We start from the raw sequence: 14,708 nt of genomic DNA on the forward strand, positions 1-14,708 counted from the left end.
GTGACCGAGCGCGCGACACTGAGCACGATCGACGGCAAGCCCACGCTGCGTTTCGAGCGCAGGCTGCGGCACGCACCCACGAAGGTCTGGCGGGCCGTGACCGATCCGGCGGAACTGGCGCACTGGTTCCCCGCGGCGGTCGAGGCCGAACTGCGGCCGGGTGCGCCGATGCGGTTCACGTTCCCCGAAGAGGCCGTGGTCGACGGCAAGTGGGACGGCGAAGTCCTGGAGGTCGACCCGCCCAAGGTCTTCATGTTCCGCTGGAACCAGGACGTGCTGCGGTTCGAACTGATCCCCGACGGCGCGGGCTGCCTGCTGGTGTTCACCCAGACCGTCGGCGGCGGCTGGATCGGCAAGCTCGGCGCGGGCCGTTCCGCCGCGGGCTGGGACAACTGCCTGGACGCCATGGCCGCGCGGCTCGACGGCGAGACACCTCAGGGGTTCGACAACTGGCTCGGCCCGATCGAGCGCTACGTCGACGAGTTCGGCCTCGGCGAGGGCACCGTCCGGCGCACCGAGGACGGCTTCGAGCTGCACTTCGCCCGTGACCTGGTGTGGAAGCCGGTCGAGGAGGCCTGGGCGTTCCTGGTCGAAGACTCGCCGCTGACCGGCGAACCGCCGCTGCGGGCCACCAACGACCACGCCCCGCCCGGCCGTCTCACGGTCGTGCGAGCGCCGCACACCTTGGAGTACGAGTGGTTGTCGGAGGGCACACCGGCCGGGATCGTCCGGTGGACGTTCGAATCCGACCCCGAACTGGGTGTGCGGGTCGAGCTGACCCAGACCATCCCCGCGGCGCTCGCCGGCGGAGTGGCGGAATCACTGGCCATGTGGCACGTCCATCTGGAGATGTACTTCGCCGCGTTGCACGGTGACGTTCGTTGCCCGTGGCCCGAGGAGCGGGTGAAGGAACTGACCGCCCACTACGAAAACCACCCCTCGTGAGTGTTTAGCCGTGTTCTAACCCTGACAAACACTCACGAGGGGTGACCTGCGGTTTTTCAGTGGGGGGCGGTCGAGCGGTGACGCAGGCGGCTCAGCCGGTGCAGGCCACGCGGCTTGCGCTCGTCCGTTCCCGTTGTGGTGCGGTCCTCGTCGGCCCTGCGCTCGTCGGTCGACGCGACCGTCTGGGGCTGTTGCGCCGGAACAGGGTCCGTGGCCGGTTCCTGGACCGGCGCTGGCTCGGTCTGCACGACCTTGCGCCGCAACGGCACGATCGCGATCATCAGGCCCAGCACGGCGAGGCCGAGGTGCAGCCAGTTGTCCGCGATGTTCAGGTTCAGCGGGTTGCCCAGCTCGGACACCGGGTTGGTTGACGTCAGCCCGACCAGCATCAGGCCCCAGACCAACACCAGCCCGTAACCGGCGAACAGCACCCAGCCGTACAACCGCGCGGTCGCCGAGGTCAACGCCAGCAGCACACCGACGACACCGAACAGCAGGTGCACGACGTTGTGCAACGGGTTGATCGCGAAGACGCCCCACAGCGTCGCGTGGCCGTGCCCGGCGAAGTCGTTCACACCGGTGTGCGCGAAGCCGATGATGCCCAGCACGAGGAACGCCAGCGCGACGAGTCCGGCCAGCACCTGGGTGGGCTGTACACGTGCCCGTACTGACTCAGCCATGACCAACTCCCTGGGGATATGGATGTCCCTGGAAGGATTCCCGGCTGGTCAGGCGGCAAACCTCAGCCGGTCGAGCACGGTGTAGACATACCGCCGGCCGGCGCCGAGCAGGAGCACCTCGTCGACCGTCCACTGAGGACCGGAATAGGGCAGCTCGATCGGCTCGCCGTGCCCGACGGTCAGGTGCGGGTGCCAGTCGTGCCGGTCATTCCACCGCAGTGCCGTGCCGAGGTCCTGGAACGAGGAGTCCACTGCGGACACACCCATCCATACCGTGTGGCCGAAGTTGCCCGCGTCGGTCAACGAGACCGTCGGCGCCACAAGGCCTTTCACTTGCTCACGGACCCACGGCACACGCGTCCCGGGGTCGTCCTCGCCGTAGTAACCGAGGGTGATGTGCCAGCTGTCGCGCGGCACCCAGTCGACCTTGCCGATTCCGGCCAGCGCGGCGGCCAGGTGATCGGCCACGTCCGGCGGCGGGACCGCGGCGGTGAACAGCCTCACGCGAGGGCACCGGCGCGGCGCAGCACCTCGGCCAGCGCCGGATAGCGGCCGTCGAGCAGCCTCGCGGCCTCGGTGAGTTCGTCGGCCGTCGCCGCCCGGCGCAGCAGTGCCAGCGCGGCCCGGTCGGCCCGGCCGGGATCGACCGGCAGCATGTCCCTGCTGACCGTCGGCTTGGAGTCCCTGACGTCCTCGAGGGCCTTCTGTAACGCCTCCTTGCGACCGGACGCGACCTCCGGGGTGAGCACCTTGCGTTCCAGCATGATCAGCCTGGCCAGCACCGACGGGTTGCCGATCTTGGCGCGCCGCCCGCTCATCACCTGGCTGAGCATCGGCGCGCTGATCCCCAGTACGTCGGCGAGGTTCGCCTGCGAGACGTCGAACGCCACCACGAGCCGCCGGACACGGTCGCCGAGCGGCTCGCCGTACCACTGTTTCTGCAGCTCCAGGTTCCGCTGGACGATCTTCTGGTCCTCCACCTTTGCCCCTCGTCGCAGGTCGTTCCCCTGCATCTTGCCAGGCCAGAACCCCTGGCGAGGCTGTTTGCCACATCCTGCGCGCTCAGGGGCCGCTCAGGACCTCTCGCGCCTTGGCCACATCCCGGTGCATCTGCTCGACCAGGGCGTCGACGGTGTCGTACCGCTCCATGGGCCGCAGCCGCTCGATGAAGTCGAGTCCGACCCGCTGGCCGTAGAAGTCCTCGTCGACGTCGAGCACGAACGCCTCCACCCGGCGTTCACGCCCCGAGAAGGTCGGGTTGGTGCCCACCGAGACCGCGGACATCATCGGCGGCCGCTCAGGGCTGCCGAGCAACGTGAACCGGCACGCGTAGACACCGTCCGCGGGCACGGCGGTGTATCTGGGCGTCGAGAGGTTCGCCGTCGGGAAGCCCAGTTCGTGACCACGGCGGTCGCCGCGCACCACGATGCCTTCCAGCCGGTGCGGGCGCCCCAGCGCGGCCTCGGCGGCGACCACGTCACCGGCGTCCACACAGGCCCGGATGTAGGTGGACGAGAACGTGATCTCGCCGTTCGCCGGGGACGTCAGCAGCTTGGCGCCCTCGGTGGTGAACCCGAACCGGTGGCCGAGCTTGGTCAGCAGCTCGATGTCGCCCTGCGCCTTGTGGCCGAACCGGAAGTTCTCGCCGACCACGACCGCGGACGCGTGCAACCGGTCGACCAGGACCTCGTGCACGAACTCGTCCCCCGGCATCTTGGACAGCTCGACGGTGAACGGCAGCACGCAGAACACGTCCACGCCCAGCTGCTCGACCAGCTCGGCCTTGCGCCGGAGCGTGGTCAGCTGGGCCGGGTGGCTGCCCGGCCGGACGACCTCGGACGGATGCGGATCGAACGTGACGACCACACTGGGCACGTCCCGTTGGCCCGCCAGCTCGACCGCTCGCTGGATCAGGCCCTGATGTCCCCGGTGCACTCCGTCGAACACGCCGATGGTGGCGACGCATCGCCCCCAGCCGCCCGGAATGTGCTCCAACCCGCGCCATCGCTGCACGATCGAGAGCGTACGTGGTCGAGGGGCGTTTATCCCGCGGGGGCAAGCACGACTATGGGCCGCGCCACAGAACCCTCGTCGGTCGCGAGCGCGAGCACATGGCCCTGCGGGTCGAACACCCCGTACGTCCCCTGCACACCGGCGGCCGGGATTCGCTGGCCGTAGCGCAGAGCGGCGGTCTGCCGTTCGTCGACGTCGTACCGCTTGAACGCGGTCGCCACCGATTTGTCCAGGTCAAGCGACAGGCCAGGCTCCTGCTCGAGCTGCTCCAGGGTGCGCGCGACCCGCAGATCGAACGGACCGACACGGGTACGCCGGAGCGCCGCGAGGTGCCCGCCCACGCCCAGGTCCGCGCCCAGGTCACGGGCCAGCGCACGGACGTACGTGCCGGACGAGCAGTCCACCATGGCGTCGATCTCGACCACGGTGCCTTCGCGCCGGATGGCCAGCACGTCGAACCGGTTGACGGTGACCGGACGCGCCGGGATCTCGACCTGTTCGCCCTCACGGACCCGCGCGTACGCCCGTTTCCCGTCGATCTTGACGGCACTGACCGAGCTCGGCACCTGCATGATGTCGCCGGTCAGCTTGGCGATCCCGGCGTGCACCGCCTCGTCGGCGACGGCCGAGGCGTCCACTTCGGACAGCACCTCGCCCTCGGCGTCATCGGTGGTCGTGGCCGAGCCGAGCCGGATGGTGCCGAGGTAGACCTTGGTGTCGAGAGCCAGGTGGCCGAGCAGCTTGGTGGCCCGTTCGACACCGAGGACAAGTACCCCGGTGGCCATCGGGTCGAGCGTGCCGGCGTGGCCGACCTTGCGGGTACCGAGGATCCGGCGCACTTTGGCGACCACATCGTGCGACGTCATTCCCGGCGCCTTGTCGATCACGACAAGACCGGGTGGAACAGTGGAGCGTTTCGCGGACACGCCGGAATCCTCGCATTCCCCTCGGCGGATGCGTCAAAGGTATGCCGCACCGGCCGGCTCGCCGGGCACGATCCGGCGGTGGCCCGGGTTGTCGCCGATCTTGGCGAGTGTTCGCCAGTCTGGCGTTCACTCGTCCAACTGCCTCCACATCCACCGGGCCCGCTTGGCCAGATCCGGCCGCTGCCCCGACTCGATGAACTTCCGAGCGGCCTCTTTCCAAGCACCCCCGATGAAGGGCGTCCGCTGGTGGTAGTCCAGGTCGAACAACCGCAGCTGGCACTCCAGCCGCAGTTCGAACGGCCAGGTGTCGTCCAGCAGGAGGTCGAGTATTCCCAACAGCCCGTCATCCACGGCCGGATCACGCCCGAGCGTGTCCATGACACATCTGACCAAGGGTTCGACCGGCGGCCTCACGGGCAAGCAGGCCTCGATGATCTCCGCAACCACGCCCGCCGGGATGTCCCGGTCGGTCCGGATCCGGTCGATGATCAGCCTGAGCTGGTGACCGTCCAGCAGACGCACACACCAGAGATAGGTCCATGACCGGAAGTCACGGGTCGAATCCGTTACCGGTGAGAGCACGGCCTGCAGCAGCACGTTTCCGAACGCTCGATAGTCCGTCTCGTCGAAGGACACATACAGGTTGGCGGCGTCACCCACATACATCGTGAGCGGCTCGACCAGGTGCGCGAGATGGTCATCGCCCGGACTGCAGAAGAAGTTCTGCCGGTTGCTCAGAGTGGCGTCGCGGTACCGGGTCCACCGCGTCGAGGAACCAGAACGCAGTTCCCGCGGGTGCGACCACATCGGATCGACTCCCCTGTGCTTCGTGATATCCAGGCTGAGCTCGATGTCACGCTCGTTCTCGTGCCAGACCCGGCGCAACGCCAGGATGTCGATCGTGTCGTAGTAGTCGAACTGGGAGCGCCACAGCAGCGCTTCCTTCATCCAGCGCACGACCACGTCTTCACCCCGGCCGAAAAGCTGGCTGCCTCGCACTCTGCCCAGCAGAGCGGTAATGGCGATGACCAGGTTCACGCTGTAGGCCGCACATCTGCGGGGAACAGACAGAGCCAGCGGTTCATAGCGACTGCCGCCCCGCTCGCGGCGCTGATCGTGCGCGGTCCGCAACAACCGGATCAGGACAGCGGCGATCTCCTGCCGTTCGTTCGACGGCACCTGTTCGGCCATCTGCGCAAGGAACCTCACCACCGGTCCGCGGGAAGCCAAGGGAGCGAAGGACAAGAAGGCGTACAGGGCGGAATCGTCCACCAGGCCCTGGTCGAAGAAACTCGTGTCGCTGACGTACGCCTTGGCCGCGAGCACCCGGATTTCGTGCCAGGTCATCCGGGCGACCAGGTATTCGCCGAAGGTCGCGTGCAGGAACTCGTACGTCGAAACCTGTTGGTCGGCCTGGTGCGCACGTGCCCGGTGGATGAAGAAGAACTTTCCGATCGCCAGCTCGGCCCCGCTCAGCGAGCGACGCATGCCCGCCGATTCGGACTGCCTGGTCACGCCCAACGCGGTGAAATCGTCGTTCAGGGCGTCCTGGGTGATCCACTGCGTGCCCCGGTTGAACATCGCGAACGCCACGACCGACAGCCGCCGCAACTCCAGTTCGGCGCGACGCCGCAGGTCCTCCTCCGGGTAGCCGACGCAGTGTTTCGCGACTTCCCGGTACGCGAACCGCATGAGCAATCGCTCGTACAACGCACTGCGGCTGATCGGTCCTTCCTCGCGCAGCGCGTTCCCGTCGGCGTCGTAGAGCGCCAGCATGAGGAGCAGCAACGGCTGCTCCGCCAGTTCGCGGTAGGTCAGCACGGAGTCGACGTCGAGCGGTTCGATGCTCGTGTTCTCGGCGTTCCACATCCGCACCCAGAGCCGGATCTGGCTGTCGTCGAAGGGCTCCAGCCGCACCGCGACGGACTCCTCGGGGAAGCGCGCCAGCTCGGCGACCGCTGTCCGGGTGGTCACCACGACAGCCACCGGCCGGTCCTGATCCGCTTCCCGCTGCTGGAACCGGCTCACCTTCGCCAGGTAGTCGGTCTGGTGCACACCGGTGGCCTGCAACAGCTCGTCGAACCCGTCGAGCAGGATCACCGGCAGGGCATCGCCCGCGGCCTGCGCCAGGTCGGGCCACTGCACCCGTTCCCCGGTCGCGAGCCGGACGGCGTGCTCGATCTGTTCCTGGATGTCCGCCTCAGCGGGAACGTCTCGAAGCTCCACGCGGACAGGCATGAAGTCGGTCGCGGGCAGCCGCGCGGCCAGCACCTTGGTCAGCATCGACTTGCCGGAACCAGGTTGGCCCAACACAACCAGCGGGGCCCTGGTGGCTCGTGGCGAAGTCAGGTGGCCGACCAGGAAACGCTGGACGTCCCCGGCGTCATCGGCCTCGGTCCACCAGGATTCCCGGCTCGGGTTGCTGTCGCGGTCGACCACCCGCACCCGGAACCGGGGATTGACGTAGGCCCGTTCCACGGCCGGCAGGCTCAGTTCGGCGGGGATGTCGTCCGAGGGCAGGACCGGCTCCTTGAGCAAGGACCGGTAGGCACGCGACAACGCCGCACGGCGGCGCTCCGGCGAACGCCCGGCCACCACCTCGGCCAGCATCCGCTCCAGTCCTTCAAGGCTCGTGCGCACCTCGTGGCGCGTGGCCTCGTGCTCGATCAGATTCGCCCAGCACGCCACTTCGGGGTAGTCCGCGACAAGCGCGCGGAAGTGGTCCTCGTAGCGCGCACGAGCCCGCTGCGGCACAAGCCTGAGCTGCGCGTACAGCTTTTCGCGGTGTACTTCGTCGAGAGCCCCGCCGACGGACACCTCGAGCACCAGCGAAGACAGCTCCACGATCATCTCCGTGTAGCGTTTCGCGACACGTTTGACGTTCGCCGTGTACGGCTGAGCGGGATCCGGGAGCACGCCCGGGTCGGCCAGCCACCGCCCGACCCCGCTCGTGGATTCGGTTCCGAACACCTGTTTCTGGTCGTGCGCGCTGAGCTTGAGCTTCACCGGCAGGTCGAACTCGTCGAGTGTCTCGAAGAACGCCGCCATCACGATCACCGTGTGCGCGGCCTCGATGCGCTGGGTGCGGGAGAACCGGCGCAGGCTCCGCCGGTTCTCCGACAGGTGCCCCAGCAGGTCGTTCGAGAGCCGCACGAAGTCCGACTTGGCGTCGAACCACGACAACAGGTCCTCGACCTTGACCATCCCGCCCAGCAGCACACCACTGGTGATCTTGTCCAACGCCGCTATCAGCTTGTTCTGCCTGCCGCCGAGCAGAATCGCCACATCGCGGTAACTGACCGTCCGCACCCGAGTACTCGACCGCGCCTTGCGTGACGTGTCAAGGCAGTTCACCAGTCCAGGGCATCGGCACGGCCTCGGACTCAGGCACTGCCGACGTACGGATTCTCAACTCGTGACGCAGCTACTTACCGTGCGGGTATGGGCACCCCGAGTCTTCCGAACTACCACGGCAGGCGGTTGCTGCGAGAGGTCAAGCGGTTGCGCGAACTGGCGGGCCTGACGCAGGAGCAGGCCAGCACCCGGCTGCACCTGACCCTGCAGAAACTCAGCCGGATCGAGAACGGGCAACTGCCCGGTTATCACGAGCTGCGCGCGATGCTCCGGCTCTACGGCGTGCCGAGGCTGGACTGGGAACCGCTGCTCGATCTGTGGGAACGGGCGAGAAAACGCGGCTGGTGGCGGGACTTCGGCCTGAAGGACTCCGGTTACGTCTGCATGGAGCAGGAGGCCGCGAGCGTCACGGAGTTCCAGCTCGGTCTGCTGCCCGCGCTCGTCCAGACCGAGCGGTACGCGCGGGCCAGCTTGCAGCATGCCGACGATGCAGAAACCGCTGTCAGCGTACGGATGCGTCGTCAGCAGCGGCTCTTCGAGAATCCCTTGGTGCTGCACGCCCTGATCCACGAACCGACGCTGCAGCAAGGCGTCGACCGCGAGCAGTTGGTTCAGCTGGTCGACCGTGCCCAGTTGCCGAACGTCACCCTGCGGATCGTCCCGCAGTCGGCCGGACTGCACAGCGGGCTCGAAGGGTCGGTGACGCTGCTGTCGTTCACCGACCCGCGGGAGCCGGACATCGTCTTCACCGAAACAGTCCTCGGTCTCGCCCAAACACAGGACATCGCCAGAACCTCGGCCGTGCGACGGCGCCTGGAACAGCTGGCCACGCTCGCACTGTCCGCTGAGGACTCCCTGGACACCTTCAAGGCACTGATCTGGTAGCGCTGATCAGGACGGGCTGAGCGCGGCGGAATCCCAGCGGCGTTGCCTGATCCGCACCGGGACCTCCTCGCCGCGGGCCTGCGCGGCGAACACCTCGGCCCTGGCGCGGCGCCACCACACCGCGGTTCGCCAGGTTCCCAGCACTGTCAGCACGCCTGACACCAGCAGCGCGTACGTGAACGAGTCGGTGACGTCCAGCACGAGACCGATACCAAAAGCCGCAAGCGTTGTCGCGAAGAACCCGCCGACGTTGACGGCACCGCTGGCCGTGCCCACACGCGCCAGCGGGTTGTAGTCACGCGCGATCGAGAACCCGATGGCCGACACCGGCAACCCGAGCGACAGCACCGCGAAGACGACACTGAGCAGCACCGGCGGCAGCGGGCCCGTCAGCAGCACGGCCCACAAGCCGACCGCGACGACCAGGTAACCGGCGACCAGCATCATCCGCAGCTCCGGGCGGCGCCCGATCACGGCACCGATCAGCGGCCCGCTGACGATCGTCATGATGACCATCACACCGAGCACCGAACTGGCGACCGCTTCGGACAGCCCGTGCGCACCGACGAGATACGGGAAGCCCCACAGCAGAGCCAGTACGGCGGGCAGCTGCATGGTGGCGAAGTGCACCCAGAAACCCAAGCGGGTGCCGGGAACGCGCCACGACTCGCGCACGCTCAGGACGACCTGACGGATCTTCATCGCCTCGGTGCGCGGGGCAGGACCGTCCGGGGTGTCCTTGAGCCGCGACGCGACCAGTGCGTAGGCGGCCGTCACCAGGCCCCCGATCAGGAAGGTCGTCGTCCAGCCGGTGTTGTTCAGCAGCAACGTCAACGGCACGGTGGCCGCCAGGTTGCCGAGGCCGCCGAGCGCCGCGGTGAACGAGACCACAAGCGAGTACTGGCGCGCGGAGAAATGCGCGGATGTCAGGCGCAGCAGGCTGATGAACGTCATCGCGTCGCCGAAACCGAGCACGGCACGGGCGATCAGGCCGAGCGGGTACGAGGTCGCGAGCGCGAACAGCACCTGACCCGTTCCCATCAGCAACGCCGCCGCGACAAGCACCTTGCGTGGGCCGAACCGGTCGACCAGGAGCCCGGTGGGCACCTGCATCGCCGCGTAGACAAGCAGTTGCAGCACGGTGAACGTGCCGAGCGCGGCCGGGCCGACACCGAACCGGTTCGTCGCTTCCAGGCTTGCCACGCCGAGCGAGCCGCGATGGAAGACCGCCGCCATGTAGACGACCACTGCCATTCCCCAGACCACCCACGCCTTAGTGGCGGCGCGCACACGGACCCCTCTCCGGTCAATTAGATAGCAAACCTATGCTAACGAACCGCTCCCACCACCGCCCACCTGCCGGAACGTGTGCGCAAGAGCACAGCGACGAGCCGGATGACCATGAACACGGCCAGCCCCGTCCAGATCCCGGACAGTCCCCAGCCGAAGAACAGCGACGCCCAGATGAACGGCAGGAAGCCGATGATCGCCGCGAGCAGCGTGGCATTGCGCATGAACGCCGCGTCCCCCGCGCCGAGCAGCACGCCGTCGAGCGCGAACACCACCCCGCAGATCGGCTGCAGCGCGACAAAGAACCACCAGGCGTTCGGGATTTCGGCGAGCACCGAAGCGTCCGGCGTGAACACTCTCGGCAACACCCCGGCCAGTGCGGCGAACACCACACCGAGCAGACAGCCGAACACCAGCCCGTACCTGGTGACCTGCCAGGCGACCTTGTGGGCCTGACGTTCGTCCTCCGCGCCCAGCGCCTCACCGACCAGCGACTGCGCCGCGATCGCCAGCGAGTCGAGGACAAGGGCGAGGAACGTCCACAGTTGCAGCACCACCTGGTGCGCGCCGACCGCGGCCGTCGAGGTGTGCGCCGCGACCGTGGTCGCGGAGATGAAGCACGCCTGGAACGCCAGGCTGCGCAGCACCAGGTCCCGGCCGAGCCCGAGTTGCGCCCGCATCCTGGCGAACTCCGGCTTCAGCGGGACCTTCTCGACGACCAGCGCACGCACGAACATGATGGCCGAGATCACCTGAGCGACGACGTTCGCGATCGCCGATCCCTCCAGGCCCCAGCCGGCCACGTGCACCAGGATCGGACAGAGCAACGCGGACAAAGCGTTGCCCGCCAGGACATAACGCAGCGGACGGACGGTGTCCTGAACGCCACGCATCCAGCCGTTGCCCGCCATGGTGATCAAGATGAACGGAACGCCGAGCAGGGCGATCCGCAGCCAGCCGACGGCCGCGTCGGCGACCTCCGGTGAGCCGGACAGCAACTCGGCGATCGGGCGGGCCAGCGCCTGCCCCGCGATCACCAGGACGAGCCCGACGGACACCGCCAGCCAGGTGGCCTGCACGCCTTCAGCGACCGCGTCAGCCCGTCTGCCTGCGCCGTGCAGCCGCGCGACACGCGCGGTCGTGCCGTACGACAGGAAGGTCATCTGGGTCGAGACCTGCGCGAGCACGATGCCCGCGACGGACAGCCCGGCCAGCGGGATCGCACCAAGATGGCCGACAACGGCCGTGTCGACCAGGAGGTACAGCGGCTCCGCGGCGAGCACGCCCAACGCCGGGACGGCCAACGAGAGCAAGCGCCGAAGCGGCGTCACAGACATCCCCCTGGGTAAGGTGTGTAATCCGGTTTGACCCCTGACAGCATAGATGTAAGGACCGCTCGTGGACAATGCCGATTACGTCGACGTCGCCGTGCGGCTGGCCAACGCCGCCCTGACCGACGTCTCCGCACTTCAGGACGCCTTACACGAGGAACCGTGGTGGGCGTCCCGGGTGACCGCCGAGGACTTGGCCGCTCTGCGGCCGGTCGCCGACAGCCTGCGTACGGTCCTCGCCGCGGCAGTCGCCGACGACACTCCAGGCACCCGTTCGGCGGTGAACGCGCTGCTTGAGGCCTACCCGCTGCGGCCACGCCTGTCCGCGGGACACGATTCGGAGCCGAACTGGCACATCCACGTCGCCGACCCGGACCAACCGCCCGCCACCGAGGTCGCCGCCGCGGCCGCGTGGGGAATCGCGCAGGGAATCGTGCGCTACGGCCTGGCCCGCTGGGGCCAGTGCGCCGACGCGAACTGCGAGAACTACTTCCTCGACACGTCGACCAACCGGGCGAAGCGGTACTGCTCGGCGCGGTGCGCCAACCGGGTGCACGTCGCCGCGCACCGCTCCCGCCAGCGATCCGTCGACCTGGGCCTAGGCTGACCTGTGTGAGTGATCTCGGTGATATCGCCGGCGCGGCGGAGCTGCTGCGCACGGCCACGGATGTGACCCTGCTGGCCCACGTCAACCCGGACGCCGACGCACTGGGCAGCGCGCTGGCCCTCGGCCTGGCGCTGCACCGTCGTGGCGCGGCCGTGCGGGTGTCGTTCGGGTCGCCGGACACCGTGCCGGAGACGTTGCGTCCCTTGGACTACGCCGGACTGCTGGTGCCCGCGGCCGACGTCCCCGAGGTCACGCCGCTGCTGATCGCGCTGGACACGGGCAGCGTCGAGCGGCTCGGCAAGCTCGGTGACCGTGTGGCCTCGACGATCGCCGCGGGCGGGAACGTTCTCGTCATCGATCACCACGCCTCGAACACGTATTACGGCACTCATCACGTGGTCAACGAGCATGCCGTCGCGACAGCGGCGCTCGTCGCCGACGTGCTGGACGCGCTCGACGTGTCGCTGGACGCGGAGCTGGCGAGCTGTGTCTATGCCGGGATCGTGACCGATTCGGGCTCGTTCCGCCGTGCCACCCCGGAGACGCACCAGCTCGCCGCACGGCTGCTCGCGGCCGGAGTCAATCCGGACACGACGGCACGGGAGCTGATGGAAGCGCACCCGTTCGCCTACCTGCCAATGCTTTCCACGGTGCTGGGCCGAGCCCGGCTCGACCGCGACGCGGCCGGTGGCCGTGGCGTGGTGTACACGTACGTGACGCTCGAGGACTCCAAGGACGTCAGGGCCGAGGAGATCGAGTCCGTTGTGGACATCGTCCGGACCGCCCGGGAGGCCGAGGTAGCCGCTGTGTTCAAGGAGATCGAGCCGCTGTCGTGGTCGGTCTCGCTGCGCTCGGTGTCCGAAGTGGACGTCAAGGACGTGGCCGTGGCCATGGGCGGCGGCGGGCACCGGCGAGCGGCCGGGTACACCGCCGAAGGCCCGGTGGAGCCGTTGATCGAGACGTTGCTGGCTACGCTGTCCCGCTGATCCGTTCGCCGACGAACGCCACCACCTCGGGCATGATCCCGGTCCAGTACGCCACGTCGTGCGCCCCGGGCGTGAACGACGACTTGGCCGGTTTCGCCTGGTTGGCCAACGCTTTCGCGACGGTGACGAACGGATCGCCGGTGCCACACCACACGCCGAGCGGCACACCGGCGAGCTCGCCGATGTGCCGGAGCGGTTCGTTGGCCTCCCAGTGCGCCCGGCCGGCGAAGACTTGTTTGGACTTCGCCGTCGGCCAGTCCCGGAACAGCGCGGGGCTGATGGCCGCGACCGCCTTCAGGTCACGGCGGCTGCGCGCGAACCGCAGTGCCCCGAAGGCGCCCATCGAGATGCCGAACGCGGCCTGGATCGGGCCGAGTTCGGCCAGCAGCATCTTCTGCGGGTCGTCGCCAGGTTTGCCGTCCACCCAGTAGGTTTCGGGTCCGCCGTCGACGGAGATGACCGCGAACGGCGGCAGTCCCGCCACGACGGCAGCGGTGAGGGCTTGCTGGACACCCAACGCGGGCATCCAGGTCGCGTCGCCGCCACGGCCGTGCAGCGCGACGCATTTCGGCAGTCCTTCGGCGGCGTGGCCGTCCGGCGCCATCGTGATCACGGTGACTTCCCGGCCACGAGCCTGGGACATGAACTTCGTGGACGTCACGGCCGCCGCCGGTTTCGGGGTGGGTGGCGGTTCGTTCGCCGGGAGCGCGCCCTGCGGCGGGGATGTGCACCCCGCGGCGAGCGCCACTCCGGCACCGCCGAGGACCACAGCGCGTCTGGAAACCCCCACCCGGCCACGTTACCCGGTCGTCGCCACCTTGCCGGTCTCCAGGAACGTCTTCAGATCCGACAGCAGCTCGGGCCAGCCGCCGCTCGGCGGCAGCTGACCGCTGATCGCCTTGAGCATCATGCTGTCCGGGTCGAAGTCGTCGTGGATGACGGTGAGCTTGACCTGCCGATCGGTCGGCTCGACCAGGAAGGTCACCTTGGACTGGCGTTCCTTGGCGTACCCGGCCAGCTGTTCCTCGGTCCAGCCGAACACCTCGGCGTGCATCGGCTGGAAACGGTGCCAGCTGTAGGAGAGTTTGCGGTACGGCTCGGCTTCGAGCACGACCTGACCGTGGTCCTCGATCGAGCCGCCTTCCTCGTACTGCAGGTTGACCGGCGAGCCGGCCTGCCAGTCGGAGTGCAGCGCGAGCCCGCCCCAGTACTCGCGGGTGAACTTCGGTTCGGTCAGCGCCTGCCAGAGCTGCTCCGGGGTGGTGCTGATGTAGGTGGTGTAGACGAACTCCGGTTTGTCCATGGGTTGCAGCTCCAATGCGGTCTTCAAGTCGGCGAGCACCTGGACCCGGCCGCGGTGGTACTGGTTGATCCACCGGTCGGCGATGGCGTTGATCGGCTCGGCGTTGAGGTAGTGCAGCTTCTCCCGGCCGCGCCGGACAGTCGTGACCAAGTTGGCGTCGACCAGCACCGCCAGGTGCTTGCTGACCGACTGCCTGGCCATGTCCAGCTCGCCGCACAGTTCACGCAGCGTCTGGCCGCTGCGCTTGTTGAGGCTGTCCAGCAGCCGTCGCCGGCCCGGGTCGGCCAGCGCTCGGAACACCTCGTCCATTGCTTCACCTCGTATATGCAGCCGTTCGGCTGCCTTTTCACAATAGGCAGCCGTGCGGCTGCATGTCAAGCTCGCCGTC

General features: G+C 68.3%; 14 protein-coding genes. 4 read left to right on the forward strand and 10 right to left on the reverse strand.

The genetic code is table 11. The features are described from left to right. The gene (locus tag GC106_RS04315) at positions 1–945 is read left to right on the forward strand and encodes an SRPBCC family protein (protein ID WP_173124481.1); all 945 of its coding nucleotides are present in this window, start codon (positions 1–3) and stop codon (positions 943–945) included. 56 nt (positions 946–1,001) lie between these two features. On the opposite strand, the gene GC106_RS04320 is transcribed toward GC106_RS04315, so the two are convergent. The 6 genes from GC106_RS04320 to GC106_RS04345 form a co-directional block, all read right to left on the reverse strand. Further along, positions 1,002–1,625 carry a DUF4383 domain-containing protein gene (locus GC106_RS04320; RefSeq protein ID WP_173124483.1) on the reverse strand — a complete coding sequence of 208 codons (624 nt, stop codon included), beginning with the start codon at positions 1,623–1,625 and terminating at the stop codon, positions 1,002–1,004. A 48-nt stretch (positions 1,626–1,673) separates the two neighbouring features. Beyond that, positions 1,674–2,129 (reverse strand): 2'-5' RNA ligase family protein, encoded by a 456-nt coding sequence (locus tag GC106_RS04325; RefSeq protein ID WP_173124485.1) that lies wholly within the window; start codon positions 2,127–2,129, stop codon positions 1,674–1,676. Beyond that, positions 2,126–2,605 carry an XRE family transcriptional regulator gene (locus GC106_RS04330; RefSeq protein ID WP_173124487.1) on the reverse strand — a complete coding sequence of 160 codons (480 nt, stop codon included), beginning with the start codon at positions 2,603–2,605 and terminating at the stop codon, positions 2,126–2,128. Before GC106_RS04330 ends, GC106_RS04325 begins: the two co-directional genes overlap by 4 nt. A gap of 82 nt (positions 2,606–2,687) precedes the next feature. Next, complete coding sequence (locus tag GC106_RS04335; protein WP_173124489.1) at positions 2,688–3,638, reverse strand: bifunctional riboflavin kinase/FAD synthetase; 951 nt, start codon at positions 3,636–3,638, stop codon at positions 2,688–2,690. A gap of 29 nt (positions 3,639–3,667) precedes the next feature. Further along, positions 3,668–4,564 carry a tRNA pseudouridine(55) synthase TruB gene (gene truB, locus GC106_RS04340; protein ID WP_173124491.1) on the reverse strand — a complete coding sequence of 299 codons (897 nt, stop codon included), beginning with the start codon at positions 4,562–4,564 and terminating at the stop codon, positions 3,668–3,670. A 126-nt stretch (positions 4,565–4,690) separates the two neighbouring features. Continuing rightward, on the reverse strand, positions 4,691–7,873 hold the full coding sequence (locus tag GC106_RS04345; protein WP_173124493.1) for an NACHT domain-containing protein: 3,183 nt from the start codon (positions 7,871–7,873) through the stop codon (positions 4,691–4,693). Between the two features lie 132 nt (positions 7,874–8,005). Here GC106_RS04345 and GC106_RS04350 point away from each other — a divergent pair, with 132 nt between their 5' ends. Continuing rightward, entirely contained in the window at positions 8,006–8,803 is a 798-nt protein-coding gene (locus GC106_RS04350; RefSeq protein ID WP_173124495.1) for a helix-turn-helix domain-containing protein, read from the forward strand. Between the two features lie 6 nt (positions 8,804–8,809). On the opposite strand, the gene GC106_RS04355 is transcribed toward GC106_RS04350, so the two are convergent. Beyond that, positions 8,810–10,057 carry an MFS transporter gene (locus tag GC106_RS04355; protein WP_173124739.1) on the reverse strand — a complete coding sequence of 416 codons (1,248 nt, stop codon included), beginning with the start codon at positions 10,055–10,057 and terminating at the stop codon, positions 8,810–8,812. A 74-nt stretch (positions 10,058–10,131) separates the two neighbouring features. Beyond that, positions 10,132–11,424, reverse strand: coding sequence for an MATE family efflux transporter (locus GC106_RS04360; protein ID WP_312872403.1), 1,293 nt, complete (start codon positions 11,422–11,424; stop codon positions 10,132–10,134). Positions 11,425–11,491: 67 nt separating this feature from the next. On the opposite strand from GC106_RS04360, the gene GC106_RS04365 reads away from it, so the two are divergent. Continuing rightward, entirely contained in the window at positions 11,492–12,031 is a 540-nt protein-coding gene (locus GC106_RS04365) for a CGNR zinc finger domain-containing protein (RefSeq protein ID WP_173124499.1), read from the forward strand. Positions 12,032–12,036: 5 nt separating this feature from the next. Further along, positions 12,037–13,017, forward strand: coding sequence for a DHH family phosphoesterase (locus GC106_RS04370; RefSeq protein WP_312872405.1), 981 nt, complete (start codon positions 12,037–12,039; stop codon positions 13,015–13,017). Here the strand turns inward: GC106_RS04370 and GC106_RS04375 are convergent. Both GC106_RS04375 and GC106_RS04380 read right to left on the reverse strand, forming a co-directional pair. Next, positions 13,001–13,807, reverse strand: a complete 807-nt coding sequence (locus tag GC106_RS04375; RefSeq protein ID WP_173124501.1) for an alpha/beta hydrolase — start codon at positions 13,805–13,807, stop codon at positions 13,001–13,003. The genes GC106_RS04370 and GC106_RS04375 overlap by 17 nt on opposite strands. 9 nt (positions 13,808–13,816) lie before the next feature. Then, a complete protein-coding gene (locus tag GC106_RS04380) occupies positions 13,817–14,629 on the reverse strand; it encodes an ArsR/SmtB family transcription factor (RefSeq protein WP_173124503.1) in 813 nt (270 codons plus the stop codon). Between the last annotated feature and the right edge of the window lie 79 nt (positions 14,630–14,708).

Origin of the sequence: Kibdelosporangium persicum, assembly GCF_013280595.1 — a bacterium.
Lineage (GTDB): Bacteria > Actinomycetota > Actinomycetes > Mycobacteriales > Pseudonocardiaceae > Kibdelosporangium > Kibdelosporangium persicum.

Bases quoted from the DNA above. Each gene is read 5' to 3' on its own strand.
- GC106_RS04380 (WP_173124503.1), bottom strand. From the start codon at position 14,629: ATGGACGAGGTGTTCCGAGCGCTGGCCGACCCGGGCCGGCGACGGCTG.
- GC106_RS04355 (WP_173124739.1), bottom strand. From the start codon at position 10,057: ATGGCAGTGGTCGTCTACATGGCGGCGGTCTTCCATCGCGGCTCGCTC.
- GC106_RS04320 (WP_173124483.1), bottom strand. From the start codon at position 1,625: ATGGCTGAGTCAGTACGGGCACGTGTACAGCCCACCCAGGTGCTGGCC.
- GC106_RS04350 (WP_173124495.1), top strand. From the start codon at position 8,006: ATGGGCACCCCGAGTCTTCCGAACTACCACGGCAGGCGGTTGCTGCGA.